This window comes from Pedobacter arcticus A12 (genome assembly GCF_000302595.1).
Taxonomy (GTDB): domain Bacteria; phylum Bacteroidota; class Bacteroidia; order Sphingobacteriales; family Sphingobacteriaceae; genus Pseudopedobacter; species Pseudopedobacter arcticus.
In genome coordinates this window covers 42,723-59,279 of record NZ_JH947128.1, presented here as the reverse complement: position 1 = coordinate 59,279, position 16,557 = coordinate 42,723, and the positions used below count along the sequence as shown (strand labels likewise).

At 36.7% G+C, this 16,557-nt stretch carries 14 protein-coding genes; 8 read left to right on the top strand and 6 right to left on the bottom strand.

Annotated elements, in window-relative coordinates:
* Nucleotides 1–151: 151 nt before the first annotated feature.
* Nucleotides 152–1,060: a DUF4886 domain-containing protein gene (locus B176_RS0116305; RefSeq protein ID WP_040540735.1), complete on the bottom strand. Its 909-nt coding sequence runs from the start codon at nt 1,058–1,060 to the stop codon at nt 152–154.
* A 249-nt stretch (nt 1,061–1,309) separates the two neighbouring features.
* Between B176_RS0116305 and B176_RS0116300 the strand changes: the two genes are divergently transcribed.
* The 3 genes from B176_RS0116300 (at nt 1,310) to B176_RS0116290 (ending at nt 4,503) form a co-directional block, all read left to right on the top strand.
* A complete protein-coding gene (locus B176_RS0116300; protein WP_017259901.1) occupies nt 1,310–1,660 on the top strand; it encodes a Spx/MgsR family RNA polymerase-binding regulatory protein in 351 nt (116 codons plus the stop codon).
* Nucleotides 1,661–1,725: 65 nt separating this feature from the next.
* A complete protein-coding gene (locus B176_RS0116295) occupies nt 1,726–2,451 on the top strand; it encodes a hypothetical protein (protein ID WP_237739849.1) in 726 nt (241 codons plus the stop codon).
* A gap of 69 nt (nt 2,452–2,520) precedes the next feature.
* Nucleotides 2,521–4,503, top strand: coding sequence for a M1 family metallopeptidase (locus B176_RS0116290; protein WP_026063396.1), 1,983 nt, complete (start codon nt 2,521–2,523; stop codon nt 4,501–4,503).
* Between the two features lie 165 nt (nt 4,504–4,668).
* Here the strand turns inward: B176_RS0116290 and B176_RS0116285 are convergent, their stop codons facing one another.
* On the bottom strand, nt 4,669–9,084 hold the full coding sequence (locus B176_RS0116285) for a translocation/assembly module TamB domain-containing protein (RefSeq protein WP_237739848.1): 4,416 nt from the start codon (nt 9,082–9,084) through the stop codon (nt 4,669–4,671).
* 87 nt (nt 9,085–9,171) lie between these two features.
* On the opposite strand from B176_RS0116285, the gene tsaD reads away from it, so the two are divergent.
* Nucleotides 9,172–10,173, top strand: a complete 1,002-nt coding sequence (gene tsaD / locus B176_RS0116280) for a tRNA (adenosine(37)-N6)-threonylcarbamoyltransferase complex transferase subunit TsaD (RefSeq protein ID WP_026063395.1) — start codon at nt 9,172–9,174, stop codon at nt 10,171–10,173.
* A gap of 40 nt (nt 10,174–10,213) precedes the next feature.
* Nucleotides 10,214–10,777 carry an aminoacyl-tRNA hydrolase gene (gene pth, locus B176_RS0116275; protein WP_017259896.1) on the top strand — a complete coding sequence of 188 codons (564 nt, stop codon included), beginning with the start codon at nt 10,214–10,216 and terminating at the stop codon, nt 10,775–10,777.
* 15 nt (nt 10,778–10,792) lie between these two features.
* On the opposite strand, the gene B176_RS0116270 is transcribed toward pth, so the two are convergent.
* From B176_RS0116270 to B176_RS0116260, 3 genes are read right to left on the bottom strand one after another with little or no spacing between them, the layout of a single operon-like run.
* Entirely contained in the window at nt 10,793–11,299 is a 507-nt protein-coding gene (locus tag B176_RS0116270) for a GNAT family N-acetyltransferase (protein WP_017259895.1), read from the bottom strand.
* A 5-nt stretch (nt 11,300–11,304) separates the two neighbouring features.
* Complete coding sequence (locus B176_RS0116265) at nt 11,305–12,048, bottom strand: non-canonical purine NTP diphosphatase (RefSeq protein WP_316928475.1); 744 nt, start codon at nt 12,046–12,048, stop codon at nt 11,305–11,307.
* Nucleotides 12,049–12,091: 43 nt separating this feature from the next.
* Entirely contained in the window at nt 12,092–12,748 is a 657-nt protein-coding gene (locus B176_RS0116260; protein ID WP_017259893.1) for a hypothetical protein, read from the bottom strand.
* Nucleotides 12,749–12,770: 22 nt separating this feature from the next.
* Between B176_RS0116260 and B176_RS0116255 the strand changes: the two genes are divergently transcribed.
* Genes B176_RS0116255 through B176_RS0116245 form a run of 3 tightly spaced genes read left to right on the top strand, consistent with a single transcriptional unit; the run spans nt 12,771 to nt 16,028 of the window.
* On the top strand, nt 12,771–13,691 hold the full coding sequence (locus tag B176_RS0116255) for a hypothetical protein (RefSeq protein WP_017259892.1): 921 nt from the start codon (nt 12,771–12,773) through the stop codon (nt 13,689–13,691).
* Nucleotides 13,688–15,064: a peptidylprolyl isomerase gene (locus B176_RS0116250; RefSeq protein WP_017259891.1), complete on the top strand. Its 1,377-nt coding sequence runs from the start codon at nt 13,688–13,690 to the stop codon at nt 15,062–15,064. The genes B176_RS0116255 and B176_RS0116250 overlap by 4 nt, the downstream gene beginning before the upstream one ends.
* 1 nt (nt 15,065) lies before the next feature.
* A complete protein-coding gene (locus B176_RS0116245) occupies nt 15,066–16,028 on the top strand; it encodes an AAA family ATPase (protein ID WP_017259890.1) in 963 nt (320 codons plus the stop codon).
* A gap of 39 nt (nt 16,029–16,067) precedes the next feature.
* On the opposite strand, the gene B176_RS19805 is transcribed toward B176_RS0116245, so the two are convergent.
* Nucleotides 16,068–16,415 (bottom strand): hypothetical protein, encoded by a 348-nt coding sequence (locus B176_RS19805; RefSeq protein ID WP_017259889.1) that lies wholly within the window; start codon nt 16,413–16,415, stop codon nt 16,068–16,070.
* Between the last annotated feature and the right edge of the window lie 142 nt (nt 16,416–16,557).

The following is a 16,557-nucleotide window of genomic DNA, read 5'->3' as shown; positions in this document are numbered from 1 at the left end:
TATTAAAATGGGTTATAATTTATTTGTAATTAAAGTAGCTTTTTTTTCGGGGAAAGCGAAATTATAATTTATTAGGTCGCCCTTTAAGCCTACTGTTTTTTTGTATTATTTACGGTCCAAATCATGTTTAAGATTTCGGGGACTGTAAAAACTACGGTTGCTCTTGCTGTTCAAATTTTTTCAGCCTTGTAACCCGATACGGTTTTTTGCAAGCTTTGTGTGCTGCGGTTTGTGCCATTTCTGCCTCATAATCACTGATCTCTTCCGGATGAAAAGTATTGCCAATAACACTTTTTTTGAAAATCATTTCGTACCAAGCACAAGATGCGGTGTATCTTCCTAAATAAAAGCTCAGGTGAAAATCATCACGATTAATTTTATCACCAATAAAAGATGTTCTAGCGTTCTGTACAGCAGTACCTGCCGGAATCAATACGTCGAATTTATATTTTTTATTTATTTTTTTGGTGGTCGAAGCTATGGCGCTGTACATCTCGTCCTGACTGTTGTTATAGGTCTCAAACTTTTTGTTTTTTGATGCTTTAACATAAGCCCAAGTTTGGTGTAAAACGTATTTTGCGTTAGGATTAGTGCTTCTTTCTTTTACATAACTCAATAAATTTGAAAGCGGTGTTAAATATGTTTCATAAACACCAGATTTATTGCTCACCTGCTGAAAACTGATATAATCCCATTTTTCATCCGCGAGTACGGTTGAGATAGCTACACCGGGTGTTTTTGTTTTCTCGCCCCGTATATTTACTTTTCTGTAATTGTATTTTGCATTATTTTCTGATGCATTTTTCCAGTGCAGATCTAAATCAGAAGCGCCAATAAATAAGTTGCCAATAATTACTTTTTTACCAGCTGCATTGGCCAAGCCATATAAAAAATGCTCCATGGCATCTTCAGAGAAACTGTTGCCAATTGCAAGTATCCTAATGATGCTATCAGAGGATGTTTTTGGAGATGAAAAAGTTGAACCTTGAGCCGAAAAGACGGATAGAAGGCATAGTAAGAGAACGAGTTTTAACCCTTGTTTGTGTAATTTTTTAATCATGTTCTAAAATTGGTGATTATTGAATAGCGACGAAAAATAGGAATTTTTATTACAAAGTAGTGTTCAATACTAATTTTATTACATATTATAAAGATTTTGTATGTTATTTAAAGTGTTGGGCTACCAAAATTTAAATAAATATTCTTTTTAAATTTTAATTTAAATAGGCTCATTTGTAAATTGAGGCAATGGTGTTGGATAGCGAGTTTTGTTTTCAACTCCCCATTAAAAGCCTTAAATTAGCAGGCTATGAAAGTCGAAATATTTGGAATCCCTAATTGTGGCTCTGTAAAAAAAGCAAGAACGTTTTTTGAAGAAAAAGGTATTGATTATCAGTTTCGTGACTATAAAAAGTTAGGTATTGATACGGCGCATCTTGAAAAGTGGTGTAAAGAATTTGGTTGGGAGAAAGTGCTGAACAAAAAAGGTTTAACATGGCGTAATTTAGATGAAACACAGAAAAATACTGTGATTAATGAAGATACTGCTGTAAAATTAATGATAGCTAATACCAGCGCCATCAAAAGACCCGTTATTGAAAGTGATAAGGGCAATACGATTGGTTTTGATGAGCAAACCTATGCTGAGCTTTTTGGCTAAGCGTAAAAATTGCGTTAAAATATGTTAAGCATTTGCTAATCAAAACTTATTCGCAGATTTTTGTAATGATGAAAAACGCTGTTCTACTATTTCTTTTGCTGTTCCCTTTTTTATTAAAGGCGCAGATGACCATCGTGGGCACAGCTTATGACGCTGATACACGCAATAAACTCAAACTTGTTTTTGTAAATAACCTAACTCAAAGAGAGGTTGACCACAGTGGGCAAAGGGGAGATTTTACCGTAAAAGCAGATTTAGGTGATCTGATTGTGTTTACTTGCCCAGGTTATGAGAGCGATACGCTTATTTTAGAAAACATGCGTCCAAAACTCGTTTTGATGCGTCCAAGTTTGATTGTTTTAGACGAAGTAATTGTGAGCGCAAAAGATATTAGAAAACCTGAGGATGTTAGAACAGCTTATTCTTCAGCTTACTCATATGCTAGTACCAACGTTTTTTCTTTAGATGGAAAAGTGAGTTTAGTAAATGCTTTTAGTAAACAATCCAAAGAAAAACGGGCATTCCAAAAGTTTATGGATAGCGAGCTTAATGAGAAGTTGATAGATCAAAAATTTAGCAAACCTTTGGTTACACAGCTTACCAAAATCAGAGGCCAGCTTTTGGAAGATTTTATGTCGTACTACCGCCCCACTTATTCGCAAGTGCAAGCCATGGACGATGTGGAATTACGAACCTACATTGTAAATTCATACAACAGTTATATTAAATTGCCTGCCGAGCAACGCATCTACCCAAACCTGCCAAAAACTTCCTTTACCGGCAATTTTTAGTAACATTCATGTTAAAATGAATGGTTTTTCTAAAATGGAAGTATTTTAATGGTTCTAAAACATTTTTAAATGACTAAAATAATTTTACTGGTTTGCTCAATGTTGCTAACCTGCGGTGTAGTTTCTGCACAGGAAGATGCCAGCCCTAAAAACCAAGGCAACTATAATTATAATGATGCCTTCGGATCTTCTTTTTATACTCAAGATGGAAACACCTATCGGAGTGCAAGTGGACAACCCGGACATGCCTACTGGCAAAACAGAGCAGATTATCAACTTACTGCGCATTTGAATAATGATGAGAATAAAATAGTTGGATCAGAAGTTTTAACCTATACCAACAATAGTCCAGATGAACTTTCTTTTATCTGGATGCAATTAGACCAAAATATTTTTAAGGATGGCTCAAGGGGGAATTCGATTATCCCGCCAACTGGAAGCAGAAATGGCAGCAAAGGACAAAAACTGGATGGCGGAAATACATTAAGCACTGTTAAGTTGTTGTCCATTAACGGCAAAGCTACCAATGTTGACTTAAAGTACTTAATTAACGATACGCGTATGCAGGTTTTTCTACCCGAAAATTTAAAAGCGGATGGAGCATCAATCAAGTTGAAAATTGATTTCTCTTTTCTTTCTCCAGAGTATGGATCGGATAGGATGGGCGTTTTGCAAACCAAGAACGGGAAGATTTTTGCGATGGCGCAATGGTATCCAAGAATGTGCGTTTACGATGATATTAGCGGTTGGAATACCTTGCCATACACCGGACCGGGTGAGTTTTACTTAGAATATGGCGATTTTGATGTAGCCATAACTGCTCCAAGCAATCATATTGTAGTTTGTTCTGGCGAATTGCAAAATCCTCAGGAAGTTTATACTGCAGAACAATTAAAACGTTGGAAAGAGGCTGGTAAAAGTGATGAAACTGTATTTATCCGTACAGCAAAAGAGGTTACGGATGCTAACTCACGCCCAAAGGGAAAGGCAGAACTCACTTGGAAGTTTAAGATAAAAAATTCAAGAGATGTGGCTTGGGCTTCATCGCCGGCTTTTGTTGTTGATGCTGCCAAAATGAATTTACCGAGCGGTAAATCTGCTATGGCGATTTCTGCTTATCCGGTAGAAAGCGCAGGTAGCAATGCTTGGGGAAGATCTACCGAGTACGTGAAAAAATCTATTGAGTTTAACTCTAAAATGTGGTATGAGTACACTTACCCAACTGCTATTAATGTTGCAGCAAACGTTGGCGGGATGGAATATCCGGGTATTGTTTTTTGCAGCTGGAAATCTGTTAAAGATCGTTTATGGGGTGTTACAGATCATGAATTTGGACATAATTGGTTCCCAATGGTTGTGGGTTCTAACGAAAGACTTTATGGTTGGTTAGATGAAGGCCTGAATACTTTCTTAAACGGACTAACCACAGCAGATTTTAACAATGGTGAGTATAAACCAAAAGAAAAATCGGATATGCACCAGCTAGCTAATTATTATACAAATCCGCTTTTTGAGCCTATTATGACTAGCCCGGATAATATGAAAGAAGCACACATAGGTACTTTGTGCTATCGTAAACCAGCTGCGGGTTTAACAATTTTGCGAGACCAGATTTTAGGGAAAGAGCGTTTTGATTTAGCTTTTAAAACTTATATAGACCGTTGGGCATTTAAACACCCTACACCAACCGACTTTTTTAGAACCCTAGAAAACGTAGCCGGGGAAGATTTAAGATGGTTTTGGCGTGGTTGGTTTATCAATAATTGGCGAGCGGATATTGCTGTAAACAGTGTGAGCTATGTAAAGGATAATCCTAAAAACGGAGCTTTAATTACCTTGTCATGTCTAGAAAAAATGCCTTTACCCGTTATTTTGAAAGTAGAGACTGTAAGTGGTAAAACAGAAACTATTCAACTGCCGGTTGAAATTTGGGCAAGAAACACCAATTGGACATTTAGTTATCCATCAACAGAAGAAATAAAATCAGTAGTTTTTGATCCTGAACATTTATTACCAGATGTAAACTCTGAGAATGATATTTGGAGAAGGTAGCCTCACCCCAGCCCTCTCCGAAGGAGAGGGAGCTGACTTGCAGGACGACTCTGCAATCTCTAATAATCGAATGGTAGAATTTTGAATGAGAGAATAGATAACTCACTGCTGACTATTCTCTATTGACTAGTAAACCAATGATCAATGAATTCCTTATACTAATGCCTAATCCTCCTTTTTAGGTGGATAAACTATAGGCGACTGGCGAGTTTTGCTTCGGCTTTCTGATTCTTCTTTTTCCTGTTCTTCGGTTTTCTTTTTGGCTCTGCCGAAAGTATTCTGGATAAATTCTTTAAACGTGTCGTATTCCTGCACATACACTAAACCAACTCCGTTTGTGTAAATGTCGTTATTCAAGTTAAAAAAATCACGGCTTGATGGCCTGTTGAAGATTTTACCTACCAAACTTCCATCTTTCTTAATGTCGTAAGTCATCTGCGCATCTCGGGTTAAATCGTTAAAAGACGAATTGAAAACGTTATTGTTAAAGTAATCATTGTCGTATTTATTGTTTACGAAATTGCCCTGCACTTTTAATCGATTGTTAAAAAAGCTGTAACCAATACCAAACTCACTTAAAGAACGTAAGTTGAAATCTAGGTTTTTTACACCCAATGTTTGTGATACAATGTTCTGCAGTTTACTAAAACCAAGTTCCAGCCCCGAGCCAATTAAGGTTTGGTTATCAATACCGATACCAGCGCTAGAATTGCCGTTAAAGCTGTTACGCACCACCAAATTAATTACTTGTTGCGCTTCGTTATCTTTATCATCTAAATAACCTTGCAACTCTGTCATATAGCCAGAGTTGTTTGGGAAACTTAAATTAAAATCAACCTGTGGGTTTAACAACGAGCCTTTCAAAAGCATGTCAGCCTCTGCAAGTACACGCAGATTCTGATCTTTATCTGGTAAAGTACGCCCAGCCGCCGCATATAAAGGAGCGAGAGAAGCTCTAGTAGTATAACTCGCGTTGATGTTGATTTCTGCATCACTTGGGTCGCCAGTCCATCTTAGGGTACCACCTTTTTTAATATCGAAAGTTTTATCAATGAGGTTATTGGCTGTAAAATCAAACTGACCAGCATCGATGATATAATCGCCTTTCATTTCAAAATCGCCTAAACTGGTAATTTTAAGATTTAACTGGGCCGTTCCCTGTCCGGTTAAATTCCCTACTTCCGTTAAAATATTAGCTGTTGTTCCTTCATCAACGGCTAAGTCAAACTCCATGGTTAAACCGTTGAAATAATTAACAGCTTCTTTTTTATTTAAGGAAGAATCTTTGGCAACGTAGGTAATAAAATCATCAGAACTAACCGTAGAAGCACCGTTTAAAGGAATTGTAAACTCTGTGCCTTTTTCCGTTTTCGCTTTGATGTTGATTTTCATCGCATCGGTAGGTCCTGCAAATGTGAACTTTCCCGTTGCAAAAGCTTTACCGTAATAGAGTGGGTTGTCTTTGGCCGTGGTGTTTAAAGCCATAAAATTTGTGGCATTAATTTCGGCAGTAATGGTTGGGTTGTCTGGCTTGCGTAGGTCAACAGTTCCGTTTGCAGTTGCGATATTACCATTGATATCCGTTAATTTAAGGTTGTTGATGTTGATCACACTATTTTCTACGGTTACTTTGTGCGTAAAAGTGTAAGCAGTTTTCAGGTAATTAACCGTAACTCCGGTGTTTAAAAAGTCAACCGTACCGTCAATTTTTGGGTTGTTAAACTTACCGGTAACTTTTAAATCAGAGCTAATTTGGCCTTTTAAATTAGAAACTAAGTTCTTTACAAAAGGTTCAACAATTACCAGTTCGGTTTTATCTAAGGCAACATCTAAGTTAAGATTGTTAGTCTCGCTTTTAATGTCAATATTACCCTTAACGTCCATTGTTTTGGTATTGCCTTTAAAAATGCTGGCGTCAACATCAAGCTTGTTGGTAGCGTTGTTGTAAACGGAAACCGTTTTTAAATTACCAATAAGGGTGTTGTTGTATTTTAAAGTGTCAACTGTTAAATCCGATTTGATATTTGGCGTACCTAAAATTGCAGAAAGGTTTGCTGTTCCATTTAATGTTCCACTTAAATCCACGCCATAAGCCTTAGTAACCTGACTTAATGATGAAATTTTGAAATCTTTGATCACCACTTCCAGCCCGTCTTCTGGGTTTTTGGATATGGCTCCATTAATGGCAATTAATTGATTATTGCTACTCAATTCAAAATTCTCAATTAATGTACGAGCGTTTTCGAATTTGATCTTAACCTGGTCCTGTATTTTCCATACCTGGTTATCGATGATGACCTCAGACGGTAGTAAACTAATCTGCGCAAGCGTATCGGTGCCAAATTTCACCAATCCGTATAAATCCAGTTGGTTAATAGCATCTTTGTCTGATAACTTTACGTTGAACGTAAGGCTGTCGTTTCTTAAGGTGTTTTGAATAATGATGTTCTGTACAAAAGCGCCACCCTCAGAAAACTGCACCTTATCCATAGATACAATCGCTTCTAAAGATTTGCTGTTGGTGTTTTGGTCAATAATAATATTGTTAAAAGTAATGTCGTTATAGGTAAGTGTTTTTACAAAACCACTTAAGGTAACGGTGTCTTTGCTAGAATTAAATTTGCCGTAAAACGCACCCCTTTCCGGTATTTTTAGTTCAGGAATTAATAAGCTAGATAGGTAATCGAAGTTTTTCAAATCGACTCTAAATTCAAAGTTCTGATTTTTTGGCTTTACAATAGCCGTTCGGTACGATGGGATATATTTTTTAACAATGGTTTTGAACGCAGATGGTAGCGTATTTAAATCATACTCGCCTTTAATGTAAGCATCTCCAATGTTAGAAGTTAGCGCCAATAAACGGTCGGTTCCCACGCCTTCGGCTTTTAACTGTACCGAATCAATAACCACTGATTTTTCTGTAGTGGTAACTCTTAAATCGTTTACATTAAACTGCCCTTGAATGTTCGCTAGGTTACTGCCTTTAAAGTTGGTGTTTATAACCGCATCCACCGAAAGGGTGTCTTTCCCAAAATTCAGTTTATGCAGTCTGGCCTGTTGTACATTCGCAATAAAATTAAACTCAGGTAAGTTTGGGTTTAAGTTTGCTTTTCCATCAAAGTCAAGATTGATGTTTTTATCATCGATGTTAAGTTTACCATCAAATACCTGCTTGTTAATGTTCCCGTTTACCTTGATGTTTCTGTAGCTGTAACCATTAAATTCAAAATAGGTTGCCTTTACATCTAGTTTTTCGGTAAGCTGGTTTAAATCAAAACCACGCCCGTCAATATTTGCAACAAAAGATGTCCGGTTGATAGATTCTTCCCCAATTAAATCGCCAAGGTTGAAATCTATTGCTTGTAGTTTACCGCTATAGGAAGGCACATTATTACGGTTGATTTTCATGTTAACATCCGATTTTATTTGCCCTAGTTTTGTTTTAAAATCGCCGTAAGCAACAAAATCATTAAAAAAACCAGTAAACTGCCCTTTGAAGTTAATATTGCCAAACTTGTTGATCACATCTGGTAACGTATTCTTCTTATTTCCAGTTAAGCGCTCAATAATATAATCAACGTCTGCTTTGTTAGAGTAAATCTGCTTGAAGTTTAAATCCAAAAAGGTGTTTTTTGTTTCGGGCAAGCCTTTTACTTCAAAATCACCTTTGATGTAGGTGGTTTTTCCAGCCTTAATCAGTAAGTCCTTTGCTTTTAAACCATTTACTTTTCCTTTAATTACACCGGTAACATCAATAGGAAGGGTGATATAGTCAATCTGTGGCGCAAAAAAAGCAATGTCTTTAGCATCTATTCTTGCATTTTTAAAATGACCTTCCATAGTCACTTTGTTAATTACGTCATCAAAATCTGCATAGCTTTTAAAGCGCATGCTAAAATAATCTCGTAAGCTAGATTTTGGAGTTTTTAAATACAATTGTTCTAATACAATCCTGTCGGAAGCAATTGTTGCGTTGGCGGTTAGGTTATTCAAAACAAAACCGCTACGCTCTTTAAAAGTTAGCTTATTGATTTTCGCCTTTAAAATATAATCTTTGGTATTTATGTTTTCTAAATTGGTGCTTAAGTGGGTAATATGTACGTCGTCGTAATTAACTCCGTTAATCAACGTATCTCTTGTGCGGTAGTTTTTATACCTAAAATCTAGGTTTTTGATTGTTGCATTATTCAGCGTAAAATCAAAAGGTTTCTTTTTTACGGTTGTATCTACCACGCCGCTATTAAAGTAATTGATAATAAAGGATAGGTTTGTGGTTGTGTCTTTATATTCCTTTAAGTAGAAAGTCGCGTTTTCCAGTTCAATGCTTTGTAGCGTGATTTTTCGTTCTTTAAACGGAGCGAAGTAGGCAATATCGACCGTAAGTTTGGGTGCATTTAATAAGGTGTCTTTATCTAAATCAGCAATAAAAAAACCTTCTAACACCAATGATTTAAAAGGTTCCAAATACAAACTTTTAATTTGCACCTGCGTTTTTAGCTCTGAAGATAGAAAAGTAGCCGCTTTTTTTGCAGCCCAAGTTTGAACGGGTTTAAGTTGTAGCGACAAAATAATGCCTGCCAACAATAATATGATAGCAACAAGGATGTAAAGCGTTATTTTGAATACTTTTTTGATATTTTTGTGTTTTTATATTTAAAACCCTCTTTTGTGTCAATTATTCTCGGAATTGAATCCTCCTGCGATGAAACCTCAGCCTCTGTTTGTATAGACGGTAAAATAGTGTCTAATATTATAGCAAACCAAACTATACACGAACTTTATGGTGGTGTTGTGCCCGAACTAGCTTCGCGTGTTCACCAACAAAATATTGTCCCAGCTGTTCATCAGGCTATTACTGCTGCGAAAATACATAAAAAACAAATAGATGCAGTTGCTTTTACTCGCGGTCCAGGCTTGCTGGGGTCGCTGTTGGTGGGCACCTGCTTTTCTAAGGCTTTTGCTTTAGCAAATAACATTCCGTTAATTGAAGTTAACCACATGCAGGCGCATATTTTAGCACATTTTATTGATGAGCCAAAACCGCTATTTCCATTTCTGTGTTTAACGGTGTCTGGAGGGCATACACAGATAGTTTTGGTGAAAAATTATTTTGATATGGAAGTGGTTGGCGAAACTTTAGACGATGCCGCCGGTGAAGCTTTTGATAAAACTGCTAAAATTTTAGGATTGCCTTACCCCGGCGGACCATTGGTTGATAAAAATGCAAAACTGGGCGATCCAAATAAATACAAATTTACAGAACCACAGATTCCAGAACTTAACTTTAGCTTCAGCGGATTAAAAACCGCTATTCTTTATTTTGTGAGAGATAACGTTAAACTAAATCCAGGTTTTTTGCATGAAAACATGAATGATATCTGTGCTTCTGTACAAAGTCGCATTGTTTCTATCTTGTTAAATAAACTTAAGAAAGCGGCGGTGCAGTACGAGATTACAGATGTTGCGATTGCCGGGGGGGTTTCTGCAAATTCTGGTTTGCGAGATGGTTTAAATGCCATGGCAACAAAAGAAGGATGGAATGTTTTTATCCCAAAGTTTGAATATTGTACAGATAATGCTGCGATGATTGCCATTGCGGGATATTACAAGTTTTTAGCAAAGGATTTTGTGGGGCAGGAGGTTGCGCCTTTGGCAAGGATGCCTTTTTAATATTTATTTTCGGTTTAGGCCGGATGCTTTTATTTGAATAATGAAATATCTGATTGTAGGTTTAGGAAATATAGGTTCAGAGTATGCAGATACACGCCATAATATTGGTTTTATGGTGTTGGATGCAATGGCGAAGGAAGCCGGGGTAAGCTTTTCGACCATGAAGTTGGCAGGCTACACTGAAATAAGCCATAAAGGAAGAACCTTATGTTTAATAAAACCAACTACTTACATGAACTTAAGCGGTAAAGCCGTGAGGCATTGGATGCAGGAACTTAAAATCCCGATAGAAAATGTGCTGATTGTGGTGGATGATTTGGCAATCCCATTTGGGTCTGTACGGATAAAACCGAAAGGTAGCGCTGCCGGGCATAACGGTTTAAAAAGCATCGAAGGCTTATTGGGTTCTAACGAGTACGCTCGTCTGCGCTTTGGTGTAAGTGATAATTTTGCAAAAGGCCGACAGGTAGATTACGTGTTAAGCGGTTTTGATGATGATGAAATCCCGGAATTGCCTGCCTTAATTGATAAATCTATTCAAATGATTAAAGCATTTGTAACCATTGGTATTGAGTTAACGATGACTAATTTTAATAAGAAGTAGTTTTAGGTAAAGCCATCAAAGCTTAATCTCAAATAAAATCAATGTGGCATTTTTGTAATGTGCTGGCATACCTGCTTCCCAATCTATTTTAGTTGAACCTTTAAAAGTTAAGCCACAGCTGAGGTAGTAATTTTTGATTTTGTCGTTCCCGCTCTCCGTGTCAAGCCTAATATAGTCAATAGCTAATTCTTTTGCCTTACCTTTTAACCAATCTATAATAATATTGATATAGCCTTTTCCTCTAAATTTAGGGTTTACAGCAACGCGGTGGATATAAACCGCTTTGTCTTTGTTCGCTTCTTTCCAAATCAGTTCATCATCAAAAGAAAGTACAAAAGTACAGGCAACATCATCTCCTTCTGTGATAACGTAATGTCTTTGTTCGGCAATTTCCTGTTCAATTAATGAAACTTCAAAACCTTTCCAAACGTTCCCTTTAACAGCCTTTTGGTAAGCGATTGCTTCATCATAAAGTTTAAAAATCTGTGGGATATCAGTAGTTTTACTAAGCGTAATTTGCATTGTTATTAATTTTTTAAAAATTGAATCAGTTTTTCCATCGCTCTTCCACGGTGACTAATTATGTTTTTCTCCTCTAAACTCATTTCGGCAAAAGTAATGTTGTAGCCTTCGGGTTCAAAAATTGGGTCGTAACCAAAACCTTCTTCACCACTTTTTTCTGTACGGATGGTGCCGTTTACAATTCCCTCAAAAAGATGCTCCTTGCCCTCAATAATTAGGGAGATTACGGTTCTAAACCTTGCGCCTCTATCATTGATGCCCTGCATTTTCTGCAATACCAAATCCATGTTTTTGGTAAAATCCCTATCACCAGAATAACGGGCAGAGTAAACTCCGGGTTCATTGTTCAAAGCAAAAATCTCTAAACCAGTATCATCTGCAAAGCAATCTAAATTGTAATTTTTGTAGATGTACTGACTTTTGATACTCGCGTTTTCTTCAAGCGTTAGGCCAGTTTCTTCAATATCTTCAAAGCAACCAATCTCTTTTAGACTAACAATTTTAAAGCTATTGCCAACTTTTAGCTGGACTTCGTCTAACTTATGCTGATTGTTGGTTGCAAAAACCAATTTTTGTCCCATTTTTTTTAAGTAAAAAGTAAAAAGTAAAAAGTAAAAAGTAAAAAGTAAAAGTAAAAAGTAAAAAGTAAAAAGTTTTGGGTAAAGCCGTTGTTGTTCTAATTCTACCTTTCCATTATTCCATCCTTCACTCATTCCATTATTCCACTCCTCCATCATTCTCTCCTTCACTCATTCCATTCTTCAATCATTCTTTACTTCACTCCTTCAATCATTAAAATGCCTTAAGTTGATTCCAAAAAATAGTTTTCTTGGGTACGTCGGTCTGTAATTTTGGTAAATCCCAGGTTCCTAAAACAGCAACATTTTTATAAGTGGTTTTTTGGTTTGCCACAGCGCCAACAATATTTAAAACTGCCGGATTAAAACCAAAAGTGACTATTTTATTGCAAGCAAAATAGGCTGTTAAATCCTCAAAGTTTAAGTCCTCGTATTTCGCCATGTTTACAATAGCAACGTCTTCTAATACCCATTTTTTAGCGCCCATTATTTTTACAAGAAACGCTAAATCCGCTTTGTTTAAAAACTTTTCTTGCTCGTTATTTACGATAATTAAAATGTATTTGTTGTTTTCTCCTAAATACTCAAAACCATCATTTTTTGTTTTTAAAGGCACACTTGCTTTCTCAATTTTTGGAATTATAGTTGCCGGACTGACTTCTGGGCTAGGAGAGGGAATTGTCTGTTTCTCGATTTTTGGAATCTCCACAACTGGGCTGTTGTTTGTCTCTGTGGTTTTAGCTGAAACCTCAACAGGTTTTTCGGCTACAATTTGGTCGAACTCTTTTTTAGGTAAATCATTTAAAACATAGATATCTTCATCTAACAATAAACTTAAGGCAATTAAATTATCTGTTTGTAGTGGATTCATGCGTTGTGAAATTCGCTAAAAAATGTTAAAAATTCTAAAGCATGGCCAAATTACGCTAAAAAGACTTTACTTTCGTTCCAAAATGATGCAATTGTTTAAAAATCTAACGTACTTATTCTCGTTAAGTTTAGTCCTAATTTCCTGTAGTAACTTCAGCGATTCAAAGGGCAAACCTATTGCAAAGGCCTTTGACAAATACTTGTATCTTTCTGACTTAGACGGTCTGGTGCCTAAAAACACTCATGGAAACGACAGCGTCGCCATTGTAAAAGCATTTATAGATCAGTGGCAACATGAGCAGGTTATTCAGCATCAGGCAGAGAATAATGTAAACATCGATAATAAAAGCATAGAAAGCCGTTTGGCTAACTATAAAATGTCGTTAATTAGGTTTGAGTATGAGCAGGAACTCATCAGACAAAAGTTGGATACCTTGGTTGGCGATGAAGAAATTCAGAAATTTTATAACGATAATAAAGATAATTTTCAGCTTAAAAAGCCAATTCTAAAAGTTTCGTACATCAAACTACCAGAAAACGCACCTAAAATACCAATGGTAAAGAAGCTATTCTCTTCAAAAGATATGCGTGATGTGGATTTATTAGAGAAGTATTGCTTTAAGTACTCTCCAAATTTTTCTTTGTTGGATACCGCATGGCACTATATAGATGACCTAGAGAAAACGTTGCCTATTTCAAGGATATCAGAAAACAATTACAATAATTTAAATCGTATTTTTGAAATTTCTGATAATAATGCATTATATCTTATAATTTTGCGAGATTCAAAATTTAGGGATAGCTTGTCGCCGATAGTTTTTGAAAAAGAAAATATTAAAAACCTGATTTTAAATCAGCGAAAATTGGCACTCATAAATCAAATGGAAAAAGAAGTGTTTACTGAGGCTCAAAAAAATAACGAATTAGAAATATACGATAAATGAAGAAATACATAGTATTAATAGGTATCATCTTTTTAGGTTTGGCAAACAGCTACGCACAAAATCAGGATAAAGTGGTAGACAAAGTGGTTGCCGTTGTAGGAGATAATATTATCCTAAAATCGGAGATTGACCAGCAATATGCGCAATATTTAGTGCAGGGTAATAAGGCTGATGAGGAAATTAAATGTAGCTTTTTGCAAAATATGTTAAGCCAAAAGTTATTGACGCAACAGGCAGTTTTAGATTCTATTTCGGTAGAAGATGACGATGTTGACGGTGAGATTGAGCGGAGAATGCGTGTGATGACCTCAAGAGCAGGCGGACAAGAAAAGTTAGAAGGCTTTCTAGGTAGATCTTTGATACAATATAAAGATGAGATTAGACCCGAGATTAGAGAGCAATTGGTTGCACAAAAAATGCAGGCAAAAATTACTGAAAAAGTTGAAGTTACGCCTTTAGAGGTTAAGCGCTTTTTTGAAGCTTTCCCTAAAGATTCTTTGCCTCAGTTTAATACCGAAGTTGAAGTAGGTGAAATTGTAGTTTATCCAGATTTGACCAAAAAGGAAAAAGAGATTTTTAAAGATAAGGCTGAAGCACTAAGGTTGAGAATTAAAGGTGGTGATAGCTTTGCTACTTTAGCTCGTTTGTACTCGCAAGACCCAGGTTCGGCAAGAGAAGGTGGTGAGCTGCCATTTTTTGACAGACAGACCATGGCAAAAGAATTTACTTCTTGGGCTTTTAAATTAAAAGAAAAAGAAATGTCGCCCGTGTTTGAAACCGAGTTTGGCTTCCATTTTTTAGAAGTTTTGGAACGTAGAGGAGAACAGGTTAGGGTTAGGCATATTTTAGTTATTCCAGAAACCCCTGCTGCTGCATTAGAAAGAGCAAGGGTTGAAATTGATTCTACCTACCAAAAAGTGAAAGCCGGAAAGCTTGATTTTTCTACCGCTGCGTCTCTTTTTTCTGATGAGAAAGAAACTAAATTTAACGGTGGAATGATGCTGAACGCAGAAAACGTACAATCACGTACTACTTTTATCCCAACAGACCGCTTAGATCCAAAAGTATTTTTAACCATCGATACAATGAAAGTTGGAACTTATTCAACTCCAGCAATGTTTACAGATGCTCGTGGTAAATCAGGCTACCGTTTTATGTACTTGAAAAGCAAAATACCTCCACATACAGCAAATTTAGATCAGGATTTACCTAAAATTAAGGACGCTGCTTACGAAGATAAAATCAATAAAACGGTGAGTAAATGGTTTGAGAAGAGAAGAAAATCAACTTACATTAAAATTGATGAAGATTATACGGGTTGCGATCTTTTAAAAGAATGGATTGCAGATAGCCCAACAGCTGCAGCAAAATAATATGAATTACCAATCAGACGCAGACGCAATAGATGCCTTTAGTAAGGTGTACGATGAAATTAGGAAAGAAATTTCTAAAGTCATTGTGGGGCAAGATGAAGTTGTAAAATCTGTACTGATTTCCGTTTTTAGTAACGGGCATTGTTTGCTAGTTGGTGTGCCAGGTTTAGCAAAAACACTATTGGTGCAAACGGTAGCTAACGTGTTGGATTTATCTTTCAACCGAATTCAGTTTACGCCAGACTTAATGCCGTCGGATATTATAGGGAGTGAGATTTTAGGCGAAGACAGGCATTTTAAGTTTATAAGAGGGCCAATTTTTTCAAATATCATTTTGGCAGATGAGATTAACCGTACACCACCGAAAACGCAGGCTGCCTTGTTGGAGGCGATGCAAGAAAAATCGGTAACTGCAGCCGGCATTACTCACGCTTTACCAAAACCATTTTTTGTTTTAGCAACCCAGAACCCGATTGAACAGGAGGGAACCTATCCCTTACCAGAAGCGCAATTGGACCGTTTTATGTTCAATGTGGATTTAGGTTACCCCAGTTTTGAGGAAGAGCTGAATATTGTTAAAAATACCACTAGCGGTAAAGTAGCAGATTTGAAAAGGATATTGAACGCCAATCAAATCTCTTATTTTCAGGAATTAATTAAGAAAATACCCGTTTCTAGCCATGTTTTAGAATACGCCGTGAAGTTGGTAGTAAAAACCCGACCACAAACACAATATGCTACCGATGCGGTAAACAAATATTTATCATGGGGTGCAGGTCCGCGGGCTTCACAGTTTCTGGTGATTGGCGCAAAATGCCATGCAGCAATCCACGGTAAATATTCTCCAGATATTGAAGATGTGCAAGCAGTTGCTACCGCAATTCTAAAACATCGGATTGTGAGGAATTACAAAGCTGAAGCTGATGCACTTAGCGCTGAAGACATTATTGCTATGCTTTTTTAACTAGCCAATCTCTTTCCTCGGTGAGTTTGTATAGCGGTTTTAGATGTCCGTTTTATGTTCAGGATCTTGGTTGTGGTCCACAATCTCAATTGAGCTCATAAATTCCGTTTTTTCGGCGTCGGCATACATTCCGTAAGCATCAACCACCAATCCTTTAGCGCCATCATTGCTTTCAACTGCATATAAAATAGAACTGTCTTCTGGGTCGGTGATTCCTTCAAAGCGGTGTACTTCGATAATTTTTAGTTCATCAGAACCATACTCTCTGTTTTCTGAACCACAGCATAAGTGTGCATGTTTAAAATCGAAATCATACGTAAATCCTTGTTCTTTTAGTTTGTTCATTGCTTCCGATAGCGTATCGTAGCTTCCGTGTGGTAGTCTCATAACTTTATATTTTTTGGTATATCATCCAATAAAACAAAATCTATACCCTAATTCTAAATCAGCCCCAGGAGTTTGAGTTATTCCTCTCATCAATAAATTTTGTAATTACACCATCCAACTCAGCATAAACCTCGTTTATACT